The sequence below is a fragment of the Bacillus sp. FJAT-27231 genome (genome assembly GCF_001183975.1).
Taxonomy (GTDB): Bacteria; Bacillota; Bacilli; order Bacillales; family Domibacillaceae; genus Pseudobacillus; species Pseudobacillus wudalianchiensis.
In genome coordinates this window covers 4,187-18,859 of sequence record NZ_LFZU01000001.1, presented here as the reverse complement: position 1 = coordinate 18,859, position 14,673 = coordinate 4,187, and the positions used below count along the sequence as shown (strand labels likewise).

The following is a 14,673-nucleotide window of genomic DNA, read 5'->3' as shown; positions in this document are numbered from 1 at the left end:
TTACTCCCCTAGAGGATGCCGCCTTCTGTACACTTCATACATCAATACGCCAGCTGCTACAGAGGCATTAAGAGATGTGACACGCCCAGCCATTGGAAGCTGAATCAAGAAGTCACATTTTTCTCTAATTAAGCGCCCTATTCCTTTTCCTTCACTGCCGATGACTAACCCGAGCGGCATCTTTCCGTCAAATCGTCGGTAGTCCTCCGCTCCTTTTGCATCTGTGCCAGCAATCCATACACCGCGCTCTTTCAATTCATCAATGGTACGTGACAAATTAGTTACCCGCACAACCGGAATATATTCAATCGCTCCGGTGGATGCTTTTGCGACGGCAGCTGTTAATCCTACTGCCCGGCGCTTTGGAATAATAATCCCATGAACACCTACTGCATCAGCCGTTCGCATAATTGATCCTAAGTTATGCGGGTCTTCAATTTCATCTAGCAGAAGAAAAAACGGTTCCTCTCCGCTCTTTTCAGCATTGGCAAATAAATCATCAAGCTCCGCATAGTCATATGCGGCCACGGAAGCCACAATACCTTGATGATTCTCATCACTCATTTGGTCAATCTTCTGTTTCGGTACAAACTGAACGAGAACATTTCTTTCTTTCGCTTTTTTGATAATTTGTTGTACCGGTCCTTTTTGTGCACCCTCCGCTATCCAGATCTTGTTGATTTCTCTATCAGATCTTAACGCTTCCAGCACAGGGTTTCTGCCTGCAATAAACTCTTTGGACACCTCAAGTCTCCTCCTTTCTTATTTATTTTCGGGTTGCAGACAAAAATCGATGATTTCCGCAAGCCGTTGTTCTTCTCCTGTTAAAAATAACATGCCAATCAGCGCTTCAAAGGCGGTGCTGTGCCGGTAGGTTTGCACGTCTGTATTTTTCGGTATGGTCCCTGACTTTGCATTTCGTCCTCTTTTAACGATAGCCAGCTCCTCCTCCGATAAAAAGCCGCTTTCGATCATGCGATACAGCAAAGTCGCTTGCGCTTTTGCAGAAACATAATGGGTCGCCCCTCTATGAAGTTGATTCGGTTTCACTTTCCCAAGCTCCAATAAGTGATGGCGGATATATACTTCATAAATCGCATCCCCCATATAGGCAAGAGCAAGGCTATTCATCTGAGCAGCCTCTTTTAATGGTTTAAACTCCAGCATTATGATCCTCTTTTCCAACGCGTGCCTTGCGGTGTGTCTTCTAAAATAATGTTCATTTCTTTTAGCTTATCACGAATCTCGTCCGCAAGCTGAAAATTACGGTCTTTTCTCGCTTGAATACGTTGTTCGATTAAGGCTTCCACTTCTTCATCTAAAAGCGCTTCTTCTACTTCCAACTTTAAGCCAAGTACGAAGAATAAATCTTCAAATTCTTTTAGAAAAGCATCAATAACCTGTTCGGACGTATTTTTTTCCATCAAATAATAATTGGCCTGCTTAGAAAGTTCAAATAAGACAGAGATGGCATTCGCTGTATTAAAATCATCATCCATTTCCTTCGTAAACGCTTGATGAAGCTCCTTTATTTTCTCTAGCCATTGCTCATCATTCTCTGTTAGGTTCGTGCTCGATTGCTTACGGTGCTTTAAATTTTCATAAGCAGTTCTTAAGCGGTCGAGAGCTGTCTTAGCATTTTCCAGCAATTCTTCGTTGTAATTAATCGGGTGTCTGTAATGAACAGACAACATGAAAAAGCGAAGTACTTGCGGATCAATTTGTTGAATAATGTCGTGTACGAGAACAAAATTGCCAAGTGATTTTGACATTTTTTCGTTGTCGATGTTGATATAACCATTGTGCAGCCAGTAGCGGGCAAATGGCTTTTCCGTTAGTGCCTCTGATTGCGCAATCTCGTTTTCATGATGAGGGAAAGTTAAGTCCTGTCCTCCGGCATGTATATCTATTGTATCGCCCAAGTATTTTCTTGCCATGGCGGAGCACTCAATGTGCCAGCCCGGGCGTCCTTTTCCCCATGGGCTTTCCCAATAAATCTCGCCTTCTTTTGCTGCTTTCCATAAAGCAAAATCTAGTTCATCCTCTTTCTTTTCGCCTACCCCAATTCTTGCCCCAACCTTTAATTCGTCTATCGATTGGTGAGAGAGCTTTCCGTACTCTGCAAACTTTCTTGTGCGATAATATACGTCTCCTTCAGAAGCATAGGCGTAGCCTTTTTCGATTAGAGTCTCAATAAACTCAATAATGATATCAATATTTTCAGTTACACGCGGATGCACGTCAGCTTTTTGGCAGCCAAGCGCTCCTGTATCTTCAAAATAAGCGTTGATAAAGCGTTCAGCGATTACCGGAACTTCTTCGCCTAATTCATTAGCTGCTTTGATCAGCTTGTCATCGACATCGGTGAAATTAGAAACATACGTAACGTCGTAACCGCTGTATTGAAAATAGCGGCGGACCGTATCAAATACGATAGCTGGACGGGCGTTACCTATGTGAATATAGTTATATACGGTCGGGCCGCATACATACATTTTTATTTTTCCCTCTTCTAAAGGAACAAAATCCTCTTTTTGCCTCGTCAATGTATTATAAAGGCGAATGGTCATTTACACGCTCTCCCTTCTTTGCTTCTTGAAGCTCTTGCTGCAGTCTGGTGATTTCTCTTTCCATTGAAGAAAGGCGGTCTGCAATTGGATCCGGTAAGTCATGGTGATTAAGATCTTTTTGTACCTTTTTCCCATCACGGATAACAATCTTCCCTGGGATCCCCACAACCGTTGAGTTTGGAGGCACATCTCTTAAAACAACCGAACCTGCTCCAATTTTAGAGTTTTCCCCAATTGTAATAGAACCAAGCACTTTGGCACCTGATGCAATTAACGCATTGTCTTTAACCGTTGGATGCCGCTTCCCTTTTTCTTTACCTGTACCTCCAAGTGTAACACCTTGGTACAAGGTTACATTGTCACCTATTTCACACGTTTCTCCAATCACAACGCCCATCCCATGGTCAATGAAGAGACGGCGGCCAATCTGAGCACCCGGATGAATTTCTATACCGGTAAAAAAGCGGCTAATTTGAGAAATAAGGCGGGCAAGAAAGAAAAATTTTCTTTTATAAAAACCATGAGCCAGCCGATGCCCCCAAATCGCATGCAATCCAGAATAGGTTAAGATCACTTCCAAATAACTGCGCGCAGCAGGATCCTGCTCAAAAATCGTATCAATGTCTTCTTTCAGTACTTTAAACACTCCCATTGCTATCCTCCTTTTAGAAAAACAAAATAAAAACGCCTCTGTATAGACAGAGGCGTTTTATCGACGCGGTTCCACTCTGTTTGAAAAACAGACTACTGTCCGTTTATTCAACTCTAAACTGATAACGGGTGTTCCCGCCGCTGCTTACTCGTATACCTTTCAGCAGCGGACTCAGAGGGGCATTTCAATAATTGAGCGGCTTAAACCGTTCGCAGCCGGTGACGGTTCTCTCTGTAAAGCATCAATTATTTACTTCTCCTCATCAACGCTAGTGTATAAATATGGTGTATCTTTAATATATTATATTTTGGTTAAAATGTTAACTACCTATCTTACGAAGACGCTCGACAACTTTTTCCTTGCCAAGCAATTCAATCGCTTTTGGCAAGTCAGGTCCATGTGTTTGGCCCGTAACAGCTGCACGGATCGGCATGAATAATTTTTTGCCTTTATGGCCCGTTTCTTTTTGAACGGCCTTCATGGCTTTCTTAATTTCTTCTGCTTTAAATTCATCCATCGCTTCAACTTTTTCCAAGAATGAAGCCATCACTTCAGGCACTTGCTCTTCTTCAAGAACAGTCTTTGCTTCGTCTTCATAACGAATGTCCTCTCTAAAGAACAGCTCTGACATTTCTACAATTTCTGCACCAAAGCTCATTTTTTCCTGGTAAAGCCCGACTAACTCGCGTACCCATTCTTCTTGTTCAGGAGAACGTTCGGCGGCAATCCGGCCGGCTTTTACAAGGTGAGGCACCGCAAGCTCTACCACACGGTCTAAATCTACCTTTTTCATGTATTGATTATTCATCCATGCCAGCTTCTGCTGATCGAATAAAGCCGGAGACTTAGACAAGCGGTTGGCATCAAACATCTCAATAAACTCTTCTTTAGAGAAAATCTCTTCTTCACCAGCGGGAGACCAGCCTAATAAGGCAATAAAATTAAACAGCGCTTCTGGCAAATAACCAAGCTCTTTATATTGCTCTATAAATTGAATAATAGACTCGTCACGCTTACTTAGCTTTTTACGGCTTTCGTTCACAATCAATGTCATATGACCGAAAGTTGGCGGCTCCCAGCCAAGCGCATTATAAACGAGCAGTTGTTTTGGTGTATTAGAAATATGGTCATCTCCACGCAGTACATGAGTCATCTTCATTAAATGATCATCGATCGCTACAGCAAAGTTATAAGTCGGTGTTCCGTCTTTTTTCACGATAACATAATCGCTAATACCATCCGATTCAAAGGAAACTTGTCCTTTTACCATATCATTGAATGTGAGCATTTCCCCGGCAGGGACTTTAATACGGATACTTGGCTTTCGTCCCTCCGCTTCTCTTTCAGCTCTTTCTTCAGGCGTTAAATGGCGGCACTTGCCAGAGTAGCCAGCCATGTCTTTTCCTTCTGCCTGCTGCGCTTCCCGTTCGGCTTCAAGCTCTTCTTCCGTACAATAGCATTTATAGGCTTTTCCTTCTTCTAACAATTGATCATAATATTTTTTATAAATATCATTCCGCTCCGATTGGCGGTAAGGACCAAATTCGCCTTCTTTGTCGACACTTTCGTCCCAATCGATACCGAGCCATTGCAAATACTTGAGCTGGCTTTCTTCCCCGCCCTCAATGTTTCGCTTTTGATCGGTATCTTCAATTCTGATAATAAACTCCCCGCCTTGATTCCGGGCAAATAAGTAGTTAAAAAGCGCCGTGCGCGCGTTACCAATATGTAAATGACCTGTCGGACTTGGCGCATAACGCACGCGAATATCGTTTGCCATCTTATGTTCCTCCTCAAATCGTTCGTGTAACTTTTTTTATTTTACCACCAGCTTTTCTTAGAAGGAAGAGGGTTGCCCTTCTTTTGCTATTAATAAAACAACCGCCTGGGCAGCTATTCCTTCTTCCCTGCCAACAAATCCTAGTTTCTCTGTTGTCGTTGCCTTCACATTTACCTGGGAAATATCTGCTTTTAGTAACCCGGCGATTCTTTCCCGCATTTGTCCGATATAAGGTGCCATTTTAGGTCTTTGCGCCATAATCGTACAGTCTACGTTACCGAGAACAAATCCTTTTTCCTTCACGATCTTCCATACATGCTCAAGTAAAACAGCCGAGTCAGCGTCTTTAAACGTCGGATCTGTATCCGGAAAATGACGGCCAATATCCCCCTCTCCTATCGCTCCAAGAACAGCGTCTGTTACCGTGTGCAATAGAACATCCGCATCTGAGTGGCCAATTAACCCTTTCTCATGCGGGATGGTTACTCCCCCAACAATTAGCGGGCGATTTTCCGCAAATTCATGTACGTCAAAGCCTTGTCCAATTCGAAACATACTTTTTCTCCTTCAACCTCTATAGTGATTTTCTTTTTTGAATAATCGCTTCTGCAAAAACCAGATCCTCTGGTGTTGTCAATTTTATATTATCATAGTCACCTTCTACAATTTGAACCGGTATGTTAGCTCTTTCGGCCAAGGAGGCCTCATCTGTACCAACATAGTGGTCCACCTGAGCCTTTTCATGAGCCTGCATAATCAATGGCATACGAAAAGCTTGTGGTGTCTGAACGGACCACAAGCTTGAGCGTTCAACTGTCTCAGCAACTATTCCGCCTTCTACACGCTTAATCGTATCTTTTACAGGAACAGCCGCAATGGCTGCTCCTGCTTGCGCTGCTTTTTCTACTAGCCGGCTAATGATCGGTATCGTGATAAAGGGTCTTGCTCCATCATGAACAAGTACAATATCAGTCAAGTTTGCTTCCTTTAAGCCGTTATACACACTCTCCTGCCGCTCAGCACCGCCATGAACTAACTTCTTTACTTTAGAAACATCGTACTCAGAAACTAAATTCGCGAACATAGATGCTTCCTCTGGCTGAACAACAAGGATAATGCCATTACAACTAGGATCTTTCTCAAAAACCTCCAGCGTATGAATGATAACTGGACGGCCACGCAGCAAGAGCAGCAGCTTGTTTTTGTCTGCTTTCATTCTCGTTCCCCGGCCGGCAGCTGGAATGACTACTTGATAATTCATATTCCCCTGCTCCTTTAAAGCGCTTTTTCTATTAGCTTCGGCTTAGCAAAGATCATTCGGCCAGCCGATGTTTGCAGCACACTTGTCACAATTACATCGATTTGCTTGCCAATGTAATCACGGCCCTCTTCTACGACGATCATCGTTCCATCATCTAAATAAGCAATTCCTTGCCGCTGTTCTTTTCCGTCTTTAATCACGAGAACTTTCATTTCTTCTCCCGGGATGACCAATGGTTTTACCGCATTAGCGAGATCGTTAATATTTAGGACCTGTACCTTTTGCAGCTCACACACCTTATTTAAGTTAAAGTCATTCGTGACGACAATGCCGTTCATTTCTTTTGCCAGCTTCACCAGCTTGCTGTCCACTTCCTGAACATCTTCAAAGTCCCTCTCCACAATTTCTACATCGACCGGGATGTCTTTTTGAATGCGATTCAAAATATCAAGCCCTCTCCGGCCCTTCGTACGCTTAAGTGTATCAGAGGAATCTGCAATGTGCTGCAGCTCTTCTAATACAAATTGCGGGATAATTAAGCAGCCTTCTAAAAAACCTGTTTGGCAGATGTCAGCGATTCTGCCATCAATAATAACGCTCGTATCCAATAGTTTAAATGACTTTTGTTCCAAAGGCGGGTTATCCATCGTCTCTGCTTCTTTCTTCCTGTTACCTCTATTAATCGTGAATAAATTCGTCATTTCATCACGTTTCTTGAAGCCAACCTGGAAGCCAAGATACCCCAATAATATTGTTAAAAAAATGGGGGCTACTGTATTGACGATCGGTATTTCGATGGAGTTCAATGTATTTCCGGCTAGAAAAGCCACGATCAATCCTAAAATAAGCCCTAAGCTCCCTGAAAGAATGTCAGTTAACGGGGCCGTGACAATTCGATCTTCCATCCATTTAACAAAATCAATAATATAATCTACAGCCCAAAACGTTAGCATATAGAAAATGATCGCCCCTATGACGACTGCAACGTATGGATTATTAATTAAAGTTAAATGATCTAAATGAATAAGCCTTAATAAGTCCGGAATAAGAATAATGCCAAGTGTTCCCCCTAAAATAATAAAACCCGCCTGCACGAGACGCTTCAACATCCTGACTTCACCTCCCTGTTATTATTATAAACACTTTCTTCCAGATACAATCGTTTTTTTGAAAAAATGCCTAAAAGCCTGCGGATAGCCCTACAGGCCAATCTGCAAGATCACTTGCCAAATACAAACTGTAATGCTTCGTTAACAGTAGAAACGCCGACTGTTTCTACTCCTTCTGGTACTTTCCAGCCACCAAGATTATTAGCAGGAAGAATAATTCTAGTAAATCCAAGTTTGACTGCTTCATTGACTCTTTGTTCTATTCTTGAAACACGTCTTACTTCTCCTGTCAGGCCAACTTCCCCTATAAAACAATCAGCTGGATTCGTCGGCTGATCACGAAAGCTAGAAGCAATACTTACAGCAACAGCAAGATCAATCGCTGGTTCATCAAGCTTTACACCACCGGCCACTTTTAAATAAGCATCTTGATTTTGCAATAAAAGCCCCACACGCTTTTCCAGAACAGCCATTAAAAGTGTTACACGGTTATGATCGATTCCAGTCGCCATTCGCCTTGGATTTCCAAAAACAGTTGGTGAAACGAGGGCCTGAATTTCAACGAGGACCGGTCTTGTTCCCTCCATAGAAGCCACTACCGTTGACCCCGAAGAACCTTGGGAACGCTCTTCAAGAAAGATTTCTGAAGGGTTTTCTACTTCCTCTAATCCTTCCTCTTTCATTTCAAAGATCCCCATTTCATTCGTAGAACCGAAGCGATTCTTCACCGCTCTTAAAATTCGGTACGTATGATGACGTTCTCCCTCAAAATATAACACAGTATCCACCATATGCTCCAATAATCTGGGTCCAGCAATAGATCCTTCTTTCGTAACGTGCCCCACGATAAAAATGGCAATGCCATTCATTTTAGCTATTCTCATTAACTCGGCCGTACATTCTCTTACTTGAGAGACACTTCCAGGCGCTGAGGTTACCTCTGGGTGATAGACCGTCTGAATAGAGTCAATAATCACGAAGGATGGGGAGAGCTGCTCAATCGCCGTGTGAATTAACTGTAGATTCGTTTCTGAATAGATAAAGAGTTCTTCTTCCCTTACAGCTAATCTTTCCGCTCTTAATTTAGTCTGCTTAACAGATTCTTCGCCGGAAATGTATAATACCCTGCTTTTATTTGCTGATAGTTGAGCAGAAACTTGTAACAACAGGGTAGATTTCCCGATCCCTGGGTCGCCGCCAATTAAAACGAGTGAACCAGGAACGACTCCTCCACCGAGCACTCGGTTAAATTCTTTTAGCTTCGTTTTCACACGGGGTTCTTGAATCGTTTCTACATTTGAGAGCTTCGTTGGTTTGGAAGCAGTCGTCTGTTCTGAATGCATAAAAGTCCTTTTAGGCGTTCCAGTAATCGCTACTTCCTCCACCATTTGATTCCATTCGCCACAACCTGGACAGCGCCCCATCCACTTTGCCGACTCATAACCACAAGATTGGCAAATGAATTTTGTTTTTTTCTTCGCCATGTTTGTTCCACCTCTTTATATAATTCCTTCCAAAGAAGCCGGCTCCATAACAAAAAGCCTGGCGCCCCCTAGCGCTGCTATAAATAGCAACTCGTATAGGAGGAGCCGGGCATTATGGGACAGCCTCTTTATTTTGCAGTCGATGGTTCTTTAGTTCTTACAACAAATTCGCCGTCTTCTACATCTACTAATACTTGCTGGCCTGCTAAAACCTTACCTTTCAGCAATTCTTCTGACAAGCGGTCTTCCACCTGCTTTTGCAGGGCACGACGCAATGGGCGTGCTCCATACTCTGGATCATAGCCCTCATCGGCAATTTTCTCCTTCGCACGATCAGATAAATCGACAATGATATCTTGTTCTTTCAGACGCTTCGTCAATTGGTCAGCCATTAACGTAACAATTTCTTTTAGATGCTTCTTCTCTAAAGCATGGAAGACGATGATTTCATCAATACGGTTGATGAATTCAGGACGGAATGCCCGTTTTAATTCTTCCATTACTTTTCCTTTCATATCTTTGAAATCCTGCTCATCATCTTGAATGTTGAATCCGACAAATTTATTGCGGCGTAATGAATCCGCTCCAACATTTGATGTCATAATCAATACGGTATTGCGGAAGTCTACTGTGCGCCCTTTCGAATCCGTTAAACGACCATCTTCTAATACTTGCAATAAAATGTTGAAAACATCCGGGTGAGCCTTTTCAATTTCATCGAGCAAAATAACGGAATATGGTTTGCGGCGAACTTTTTCAGTAAGCTGGCCGCCTTCATCATAACCTACATAACCTGGAGGTGATCCGACGAGTCGGGATGTCGAATGTTTCTCCATGTACTCGGACATGTCGATACGAATCATCGCATCTTCATCACCAAACATGGATTCAGCTAACGCTTTAGCGAGCTCGGTTTTACCGACTCCTGTAGGTCCCAGAAAGATGAAAGAACCAATTGGACGTTTCGGATCTTTCAATCCTGCTCTTGCCCGGCGGACAGCTTTAGAAACAGCTTTTACGGCCTCTTCTTGACCAATCAGGCGAGAGTGCAAGATTTCTTCCAACTTAAGCAAGCGCTCTGTTTCTGTTTGAGCTAATTTCGAAACCGGGATTCCCGTCCAGCTTGATACAACCTTGGCGATATCCTCTACTGTTACTTCACTGTTTTCTTTACCTTGCTTTTCTTTCCAGCTATTTTTCGTTTTCTCTAACTCTTCCCGCAGCTTTTGCTCGGCATCACGGAGAGAAGCCGCCTTTTCAAACTCTTGGCTTTGAACAGCCGCATCTTTTTCCTTGCGAATGCCTTCTAGTTTTACCTCCAGCTCTTTCAAATTAGGGGGAGTAGTAAACGAGCGCAAACGAACTTTTGAACCAGCTTCATCAATTAAGTCGATCGCTTTATCAGGAAGGAAGCGGTCGGAAATATAACGGTCAGACATTTTAACAGCTGCATCGATCGCTTCATCCGTAATCGAAACACGGTGATGCGCTTCGTAGCGATCTCTTAATCCTTTTAATATTTGAATTGACTCTTCTAATGTTGGCTCATCCACTTGGATTGGCTGGAAGCGTCGTTCAAGAGCTGCATCTTTTTCAATGTATTTGCGGTATTCATCAAGCGTTGTCGCACCGATACATTGCAATTCACCGCGAGCGAGAGACGGTTTCAGAATGTTAGAAGCATCAATAGCTCCTTCTGCGCCGCCTGCTCCAATCAACGTATGAAGCTCATCAATGAATAAAATAATATTGCCTGCCTGGCGGATTTCGTCCATTACTTTCTTTAAGCGATCCTCAAATTCACCGCGATATTTTGTTCCTGCTACAACAGTACCCATATCAAGTGTCATGACACGCTTATTACGAAGCGTTTCCGGTACTTCATTATTAACAATTTGTTGAGCGAGACCTTCGGCAATCGCTGTTTTACCTACACCAGGCTCCCCAATCAGGACTGGGTTATTTTTCGTTCTTCTGCTTAGAACCTCAATAACACGCTGTATTTCCTTGCTGCGCCCAATTACAGGGTCTAAGCTGCCTTCTCTTGCAATGACGGTTAAATCGCGAGCCAAGCCATCAAGTGTAGGCGTATTAGCATTCGATGTAGAGCCGCCTTGGTGGCCATTTGTTTCATTGTTGCCGAGCAGCTGAAGAACCTGCTGCCGTGCTTTATTTAAGCTAACACCCAAGTTGCTCAGAACACGAGCCGCTACACCTTCTCCTTCGCGGATTAATCCAAGTAATATGTGTTCTGTTCCAACATAAGAATGACCGAGCTTTCTTGCTTCGTCCATTGATAATTCTGTTACCTTTTTAGCGCGAGGAGTGTAATGAACCGTTTGAGAGCTTCCTTCTCCTCTGCCGATTAAATTCTCGACTTCTTCTTGAATTTTCTCTGCGCTGAGTCCAAGCCCATAAAGTGCTTTCGCTGCAATGCCTTCTCCTTCACGCACTAGACCTAATAAAATATGCTCTGTGCCAATATTGCTGTGTCCTAGACGAAGTGCTTCTTCCTGTGCAAGCGCTAATACTTTCTGTGCTCTTTCCGTAAAACGACCAAACATCATATCCATCCATCTCCTTTACATCAACAATTTTCTTCTAACTGTAGCCGCTCTCTTATCAAGGCTGCACGCCGGATATCCCTTTCTTCAGGACGGAGCGGTCCGCCGGCATATTGTTGTAAAAAGCCCGGTTGTGTCAAAATCATTAACTCATTTAAAATACTTCTAGAAACATTATCAATATAACCGATATCGATTCCTAATCTTACATCTGATAAGCACTGAGCAGCTTCTTTCGTTTCGATAATGCGGCTATTTGTTAATACACCATAAGAACGGAATACTTTGTCTTCCAAACGGATAGAAGATGTGTTGGCTAACGCTTCTCTTGCTGACTGTTCATGCGCGATAATCTGGTGGACAATACTGATCAAATCTTCTACTATATCCGCTTCTGACTTGCCCAGTGTTAACTGGTTCGATATTTGAAAAATATTGCCTAAAGCTTCACTGCCTTCTCCGTATATACCTCTGACCACAAATCCAAGCTGGCTAATCGCAGGAACAATCCGGTTAAGCTGCTGAGTTAATATGAGTCCCGGCAAATGGATCATAACAGATGCCCGTAAGCCTGTGCCCACGTTGGTTGGACAACTCGTTAAATACCCTCTCTGTTCATCAAAAGCATACTTAACTTTCGCTTCAATTGCATCATCAAGATCATTTGCTTTTTTGAGTGTTTCTTTTAACTGTAAGCCCGGAGAAAGGCATTGAATTCGAATATGATCTTCTTCATTAATCATAATACTAATGTCTTCTGATTCTGAAAGAAGAACAGCGCCATAAGCAGAGGTATCGGCTAAATAAGGACTAATTAAATGCTTCTCTACGAGCACTCTTTGTTGTAATGAAGATAAGTCCTCCATCTTTAATAACTCCAGGAGATACTCTTCCTGGACCCCCTCACTGATCCTGGCAATCATCTCTTCAGCTTGGTCTGCTTTTAAAAGTGAAGGGAAATGATAATCCTCTAGATTTCGCGCTAGACGAACTCTAGAGCTTAAAACAATATCTGCCTGAGGCCCTTCATTGTTCATCCAGGAGCTGACAGCCTGGTTAATAAACTTTTCTAGAGACATCACGACTCTCCTCCTTCAGAAAGCACTTTTTTTTCGAGAGAGCGGATTTGATCGCGAATGTCAGCTGCCAATTCAAACTCTTCATCGGCGATCGCCTGTTGAAGTCTTCCTCTTAATTCAGCTATTTCCCTTTTCAAATAAAGGGTACCGCCAATTCTAGCTGGTATTTTTCCTGTGTGTAAGGTATTGCCATTTTGCAACCTTTTTAGTATGGGAGTAAGTTGATCTTGAAAGGCTTCATAGCAATGAGCGCAGCCAAACTTTCCTCTATTCACAAATTGTTGAAAAGTAGTTTGGCAGCTATCGCATTTTAAAACCTTCTGTTGTGGATACTGAGCAGGCTGCGATGAAAAAGGGGTATTGAGGTTGAATAAGCCCCCAAGCAAGTTACCTATAGAAAAATCAGGATGCTCGCTAAACATATATTGCTCTCCTTTTTCTTGTGCACACTTTTCACATAAATGCAGTTCTGTCTTCTCACCATTTACTGCTTTAGTGAAATGAAGTGAAGCAGGTCTCTCTTTACAGCTTTGACAAATCAAAGAGAACCACCTCCCTTATAGATTATTTATATTTCAAGGCCATTAGCATAGAAGTAATCATTCTTGCCCGTAGTTCGTCTCTTTCAGGAAGATCAATATATAAAACAGAACGATCCATTACGCTAATCATAATTTTTGCTTCACGCTCTGAGATTACTTTCTCTTCCACCAAGCGATAAATTAAATTTTCTGCCGCAGACTGTGAAATTTGGCTGCCTACTAGTGAAACAAGTTGTTCAATTAAATCATACTGGTCATGCACTTTTACTTTAATAATACGGATATAACCTCCGCCACCCCTCTTACTCTCTACCACATATCCTTTTTCAATGGTAAAGCGTGTATTGATCACGTAATTAATCTGCGAGGGAACGCACTGAAACTTTTCAGCTATTTCGTTTCTCTTAATTTCTACGATTTCACTTCCACTCATTTCCAGTACCCTTTTTAAGTAGTCCTCGATAATATCAGATATATTACGCATCAAACCTCCTCCATTTCTGACTTTGACTATATTTGACGTTAATTATACATGAAAACTTGAAGGATTTGCAATTTTAATGTATGTACTTGATGTTCATTTTTGACCCTTTTTAAAAAATTTAACCTCTTTAAAAATATATTTCTATATTCCACTCCTTAAGACAAACTAAACCTAAAAAGAAACTTATAAAATTTTTAGAAAAGGCGCTTGATAAAATTCGACAAGTTTAGGGTATTCGACAAAATTTTAAAAACAACAAAAAAAGAACAGCTAAATGCTGTTCTTTTTTCAGGTGCCTGGCAACGTCCTACTCTCACAAGGGGAAGCCCCTCACTACCATCGGCGCTGAAGAGCTTAACTTCCGTGTTCGGGATGGGAACGGGTGTGACCTCTTCGCTATCGCCACCAGACTCTATAAAGTTGAAAGAGTTTATTCTTTCAAAACTGGATAATATGTTTCAGTAACCGGCAATACCGTGCCATGGTTTATTGCTTTTACGCCGTGCGGCGTTTAGTTCTTGGTTAAGTCCTCGATCGATTAGTATTCGTCAGCTCCACGTGTCGCCACGCTTCCACCCCGAACCTATCTACCTGATCATCTTTCAGGGATCTTACTAGCTTGCGCTATGGGAAATCTCATCTTGAGGGGGGCTTCATGCTTAGATGCTTTCAGCACTTATCCCGTCCGCACATAGCTACCCAGCGATGCCTTTGGCAAGACAACTGGTACACCAGCGGTGCGTCCATCCCGGTCCTCTCGTACTAAGGACAGCTCCTCTCAAATTTCCTGCGCCCGCGACGGATAGGGACCGAACTGTCTCACGACGTTCTGAACCCAGCTCGCGTACCGCTTTAATGGGCGAACAGCCCAACCCTTGGGACCGACTACAGCCCCAGGATGCGATGAGCCGACATCGAGGTGCCAAACCTCCCCGTCGATGTGGACTCTTGGGGGAGATAAGCCTGTTATCCCCGGGGTAGCTTTTATCCGTTGAGCGATGGCCCTTCCATGCGGAACCACCGGATCACTAAGCCCGACTTTCGTCCCTGCTCGACTTGTAGGTCTCGCAGTCAAGCTCCCTTGTGCCTTTACACTCTGCGAATGATTTCCAACCATTCTGAGGGAACCTTTGGGCGCCTCCGTTACT

General features: G+C 43.0%; 13 protein-coding genes, 1 rRNA gene and 4 other annotated features. All 14 genes read right to left on the bottom strand.

Annotated features, from left to right (window positions below; translation table 11 throughout):
• Window positions 1-744, bottom strand: a complete 744-nt coding sequence (gene rlmB / locus AC623_RS00080) for a 23S rRNA (guanosine(2251)-2'-O)-methyltransferase RlmB (protein ID WP_049659322.1) — start codon at window positions 742-744, stop codon at window positions 1-3.
• Between the two features lie 18 nt (window positions 745-762).
• Complete coding sequence (locus AC623_RS00075) at window positions 763-1,167, bottom strand: Mini-ribonuclease 3 (protein WP_049659320.1); 405 nt, start codon at window positions 1,165-1,167, stop codon at window positions 763-765.
• Window positions 1,167-2,570 (bottom strand): cysteine--tRNA ligase, encoded by a 1,404-nt coding sequence (cysS, locus tag AC623_RS00070; RefSeq protein WP_049659318.1) that lies wholly within the window; start codon window positions 2,568-2,570, stop codon window positions 1,167-1,169. Before cysS ends, AC623_RS00075 begins: the two co-directional genes overlap by 1 nt.
• Window positions 2,551-3,222 carry a serine O-acetyltransferase EpsC gene (gene epsC, locus AC623_RS00065; protein WP_197090930.1) on the bottom strand — a complete coding sequence of 224 codons (672 nt, stop codon included), beginning with the start codon at window positions 3,220-3,222 and terminating at the stop codon, window positions 2,551-2,553. The genes cysS and epsC overlap by 20 nt, the downstream gene beginning before the upstream one ends.
• A gap of 45 nt (window positions 3,223-3,267) precedes the next feature.
• Window positions 3,268-3,497: a binding site (T-box leader), on the bottom strand.
• A gap of 44 nt (window positions 3,498-3,541) precedes the next feature.
• Complete coding sequence (gene gltX / locus AC623_RS00060; RefSeq protein WP_049659316.1) at window positions 3,542-5,002, bottom strand: glutamate--tRNA ligase; 1,461 nt, start codon at window positions 5,000-5,002, stop codon at window positions 3,542-3,544.
• Window positions 5,003-5,059: 57 nt separating this feature from the next.
• Window positions 5,060-5,557, bottom strand: a complete 498-nt coding sequence (gene ispF, locus AC623_RS00055) for a 2-C-methyl-D-erythritol 2,4-cyclodiphosphate synthase (RefSeq protein ID WP_049659313.1) — start codon at window positions 5,555-5,557, stop codon at window positions 5,060-5,062.
• A gap of 19 nt (window positions 5,558-5,576) precedes the next feature.
• Window positions 5,577-6,263 (bottom strand): 2-C-methyl-D-erythritol 4-phosphate cytidylyltransferase, encoded by a 687-nt coding sequence (gene ispD, locus AC623_RS00050; RefSeq protein WP_049659311.1) that lies wholly within the window; start codon window positions 6,261-6,263, stop codon window positions 5,577-5,579.
• A 14-nt stretch (window positions 6,264-6,277) separates the two neighbouring features.
• Entirely contained in the window at window positions 6,278-7,372 is a 1,095-nt protein-coding gene (locus AC623_RS00045; protein ID WP_049659309.1) for a PIN/TRAM domain-containing protein, read from the bottom strand.
• Window positions 7,373-7,482: 110 nt separating this feature from the next.
• Complete coding sequence (gene radA / locus AC623_RS00040; RefSeq protein WP_049659307.1) at window positions 7,483-8,856, bottom strand: DNA repair protein RadA; 1,374 nt, start codon at window positions 8,854-8,856, stop codon at window positions 7,483-7,485.
• A 128-nt stretch (window positions 8,857-8,984) separates the two neighbouring features.
• On the bottom strand, window positions 8,985-11,423 hold the full coding sequence (gene clpC / locus AC623_RS00035) for an ATP-dependent protease ATP-binding subunit ClpC (RefSeq protein ID WP_049659306.1): 2,439 nt from the start codon (window positions 11,421-11,423) through the stop codon (window positions 8,985-8,987).
• A gap of 20 nt (window positions 11,424-11,443) precedes the next feature.
• Window positions 11,444-12,499 (bottom strand): protein arginine kinase, encoded by a 1,056-nt coding sequence (locus AC623_RS00030; protein ID WP_049659304.1) that lies wholly within the window; start codon window positions 12,497-12,499, stop codon window positions 11,444-11,446.
• Window positions 12,499-13,041, bottom strand: coding sequence for a UvrB/UvrC motif-containing protein (locus AC623_RS00025; protein WP_049659301.1), 543 nt, complete (start codon window positions 13,039-13,041; stop codon window positions 12,499-12,501). The genes AC623_RS00030 and AC623_RS00025 overlap by 1 nt, the downstream gene beginning before the upstream one ends.
• 22 nt (window positions 13,042-13,063) lie before the next feature.
• Window positions 13,064-13,528 carry a CtsR family transcriptional regulator gene (locus AC623_RS00020; protein WP_442853519.1) on the bottom strand — a complete coding sequence of 155 codons (465 nt, stop codon included), beginning with the start codon at window positions 13,526-13,528 and terminating at the stop codon, window positions 13,064-13,066.
• Between the two features lie 291 nt (window positions 13,529-13,819).
• A 5S ribosomal RNA gene (gene rrf / locus AC623_RS00015) occupies window positions 13,820-13,935 on the bottom strand.
• A gap of 120 nt (window positions 13,936-14,055) precedes the next feature.
• Window positions 14,056-14,317: a sequence feature (23S ribosomal RNA rRNA prediction is too short), on the bottom strand.
• Between the two features lie 19 nt (window positions 14,318-14,336).
• Window positions 14,337-14,496 (bottom strand) — a sequence feature (23S ribosomal RNA rRNA prediction is too short).
• Window positions 14,497-14,515: 19 nt separating this feature from the next.
• Window positions 14,516-14,661: a sequence feature (23S ribosomal RNA rRNA prediction is too short), on the bottom strand.
• Window positions 14,662-14,673 lie beyond the last annotated feature (12 nt).

Coding starts and splice junctions, on each gene's coding strand:
- AC623_RS00075 (WP_049659320.1), bottom strand. CDS start 1,167: ATGCTGGAGTTTAAACCATTAAAAGAGGCTGCTCAGATGAATAGCCTT.
- cysS (WP_049659318.1), bottom strand. CDS start 2,570: ATGACCATTCGCCTTTATAATACATTGACGAGGCAAAAAGAGGATTTT.
- epsC (WP_197090930.1), bottom strand. CDS start 3,222: ATGGGAGTGTTTAAAGTACTGAAAGAAGACATTGATACGATTTTTGAG.
- gltX (WP_049659316.1), bottom strand. CDS start 5,002: ATGGCAAACGATATTCGCGTGCGTTATGCGCCAAGTCCGACAGGTCAT.
- ispF (WP_049659313.1), bottom strand. CDS start 5,557: ATGTTTCGAATTGGACAAGGCTTTGACGTACATGAATTTGCGGAAAAT.
- ispD (WP_049659311.1), bottom strand. CDS start 6,263: ATGAATTATCAAGTAGTCATTCCAGCTGCCGGCCGGGGAACGAGAATG.
- AC623_RS00045 (WP_049659309.1), bottom strand. CDS start 7,372: ATGTTGAAGCGTCTCGTGCAGGCGGGTTTTATTATTTTAGGGGGAACA.
- radA (WP_049659307.1), bottom strand. CDS start 8,856: ATGGCGAAGAAAAAAACAAAATTCATTTGCCAATCTTGTGGTTATGAG.
- clpC (WP_049659306.1), bottom strand. CDS start 11,423: ATGATGTTTGGTCGTTTTACGGAAAGAGCACAGAAAGTATTAGCGCTT.
- AC623_RS00030 (WP_049659304.1), bottom strand. CDS start 12,499: ATGTCTCTAGAAAAGTTTATTAACCAGGCTGTCAGCTCCTGGATGAAC.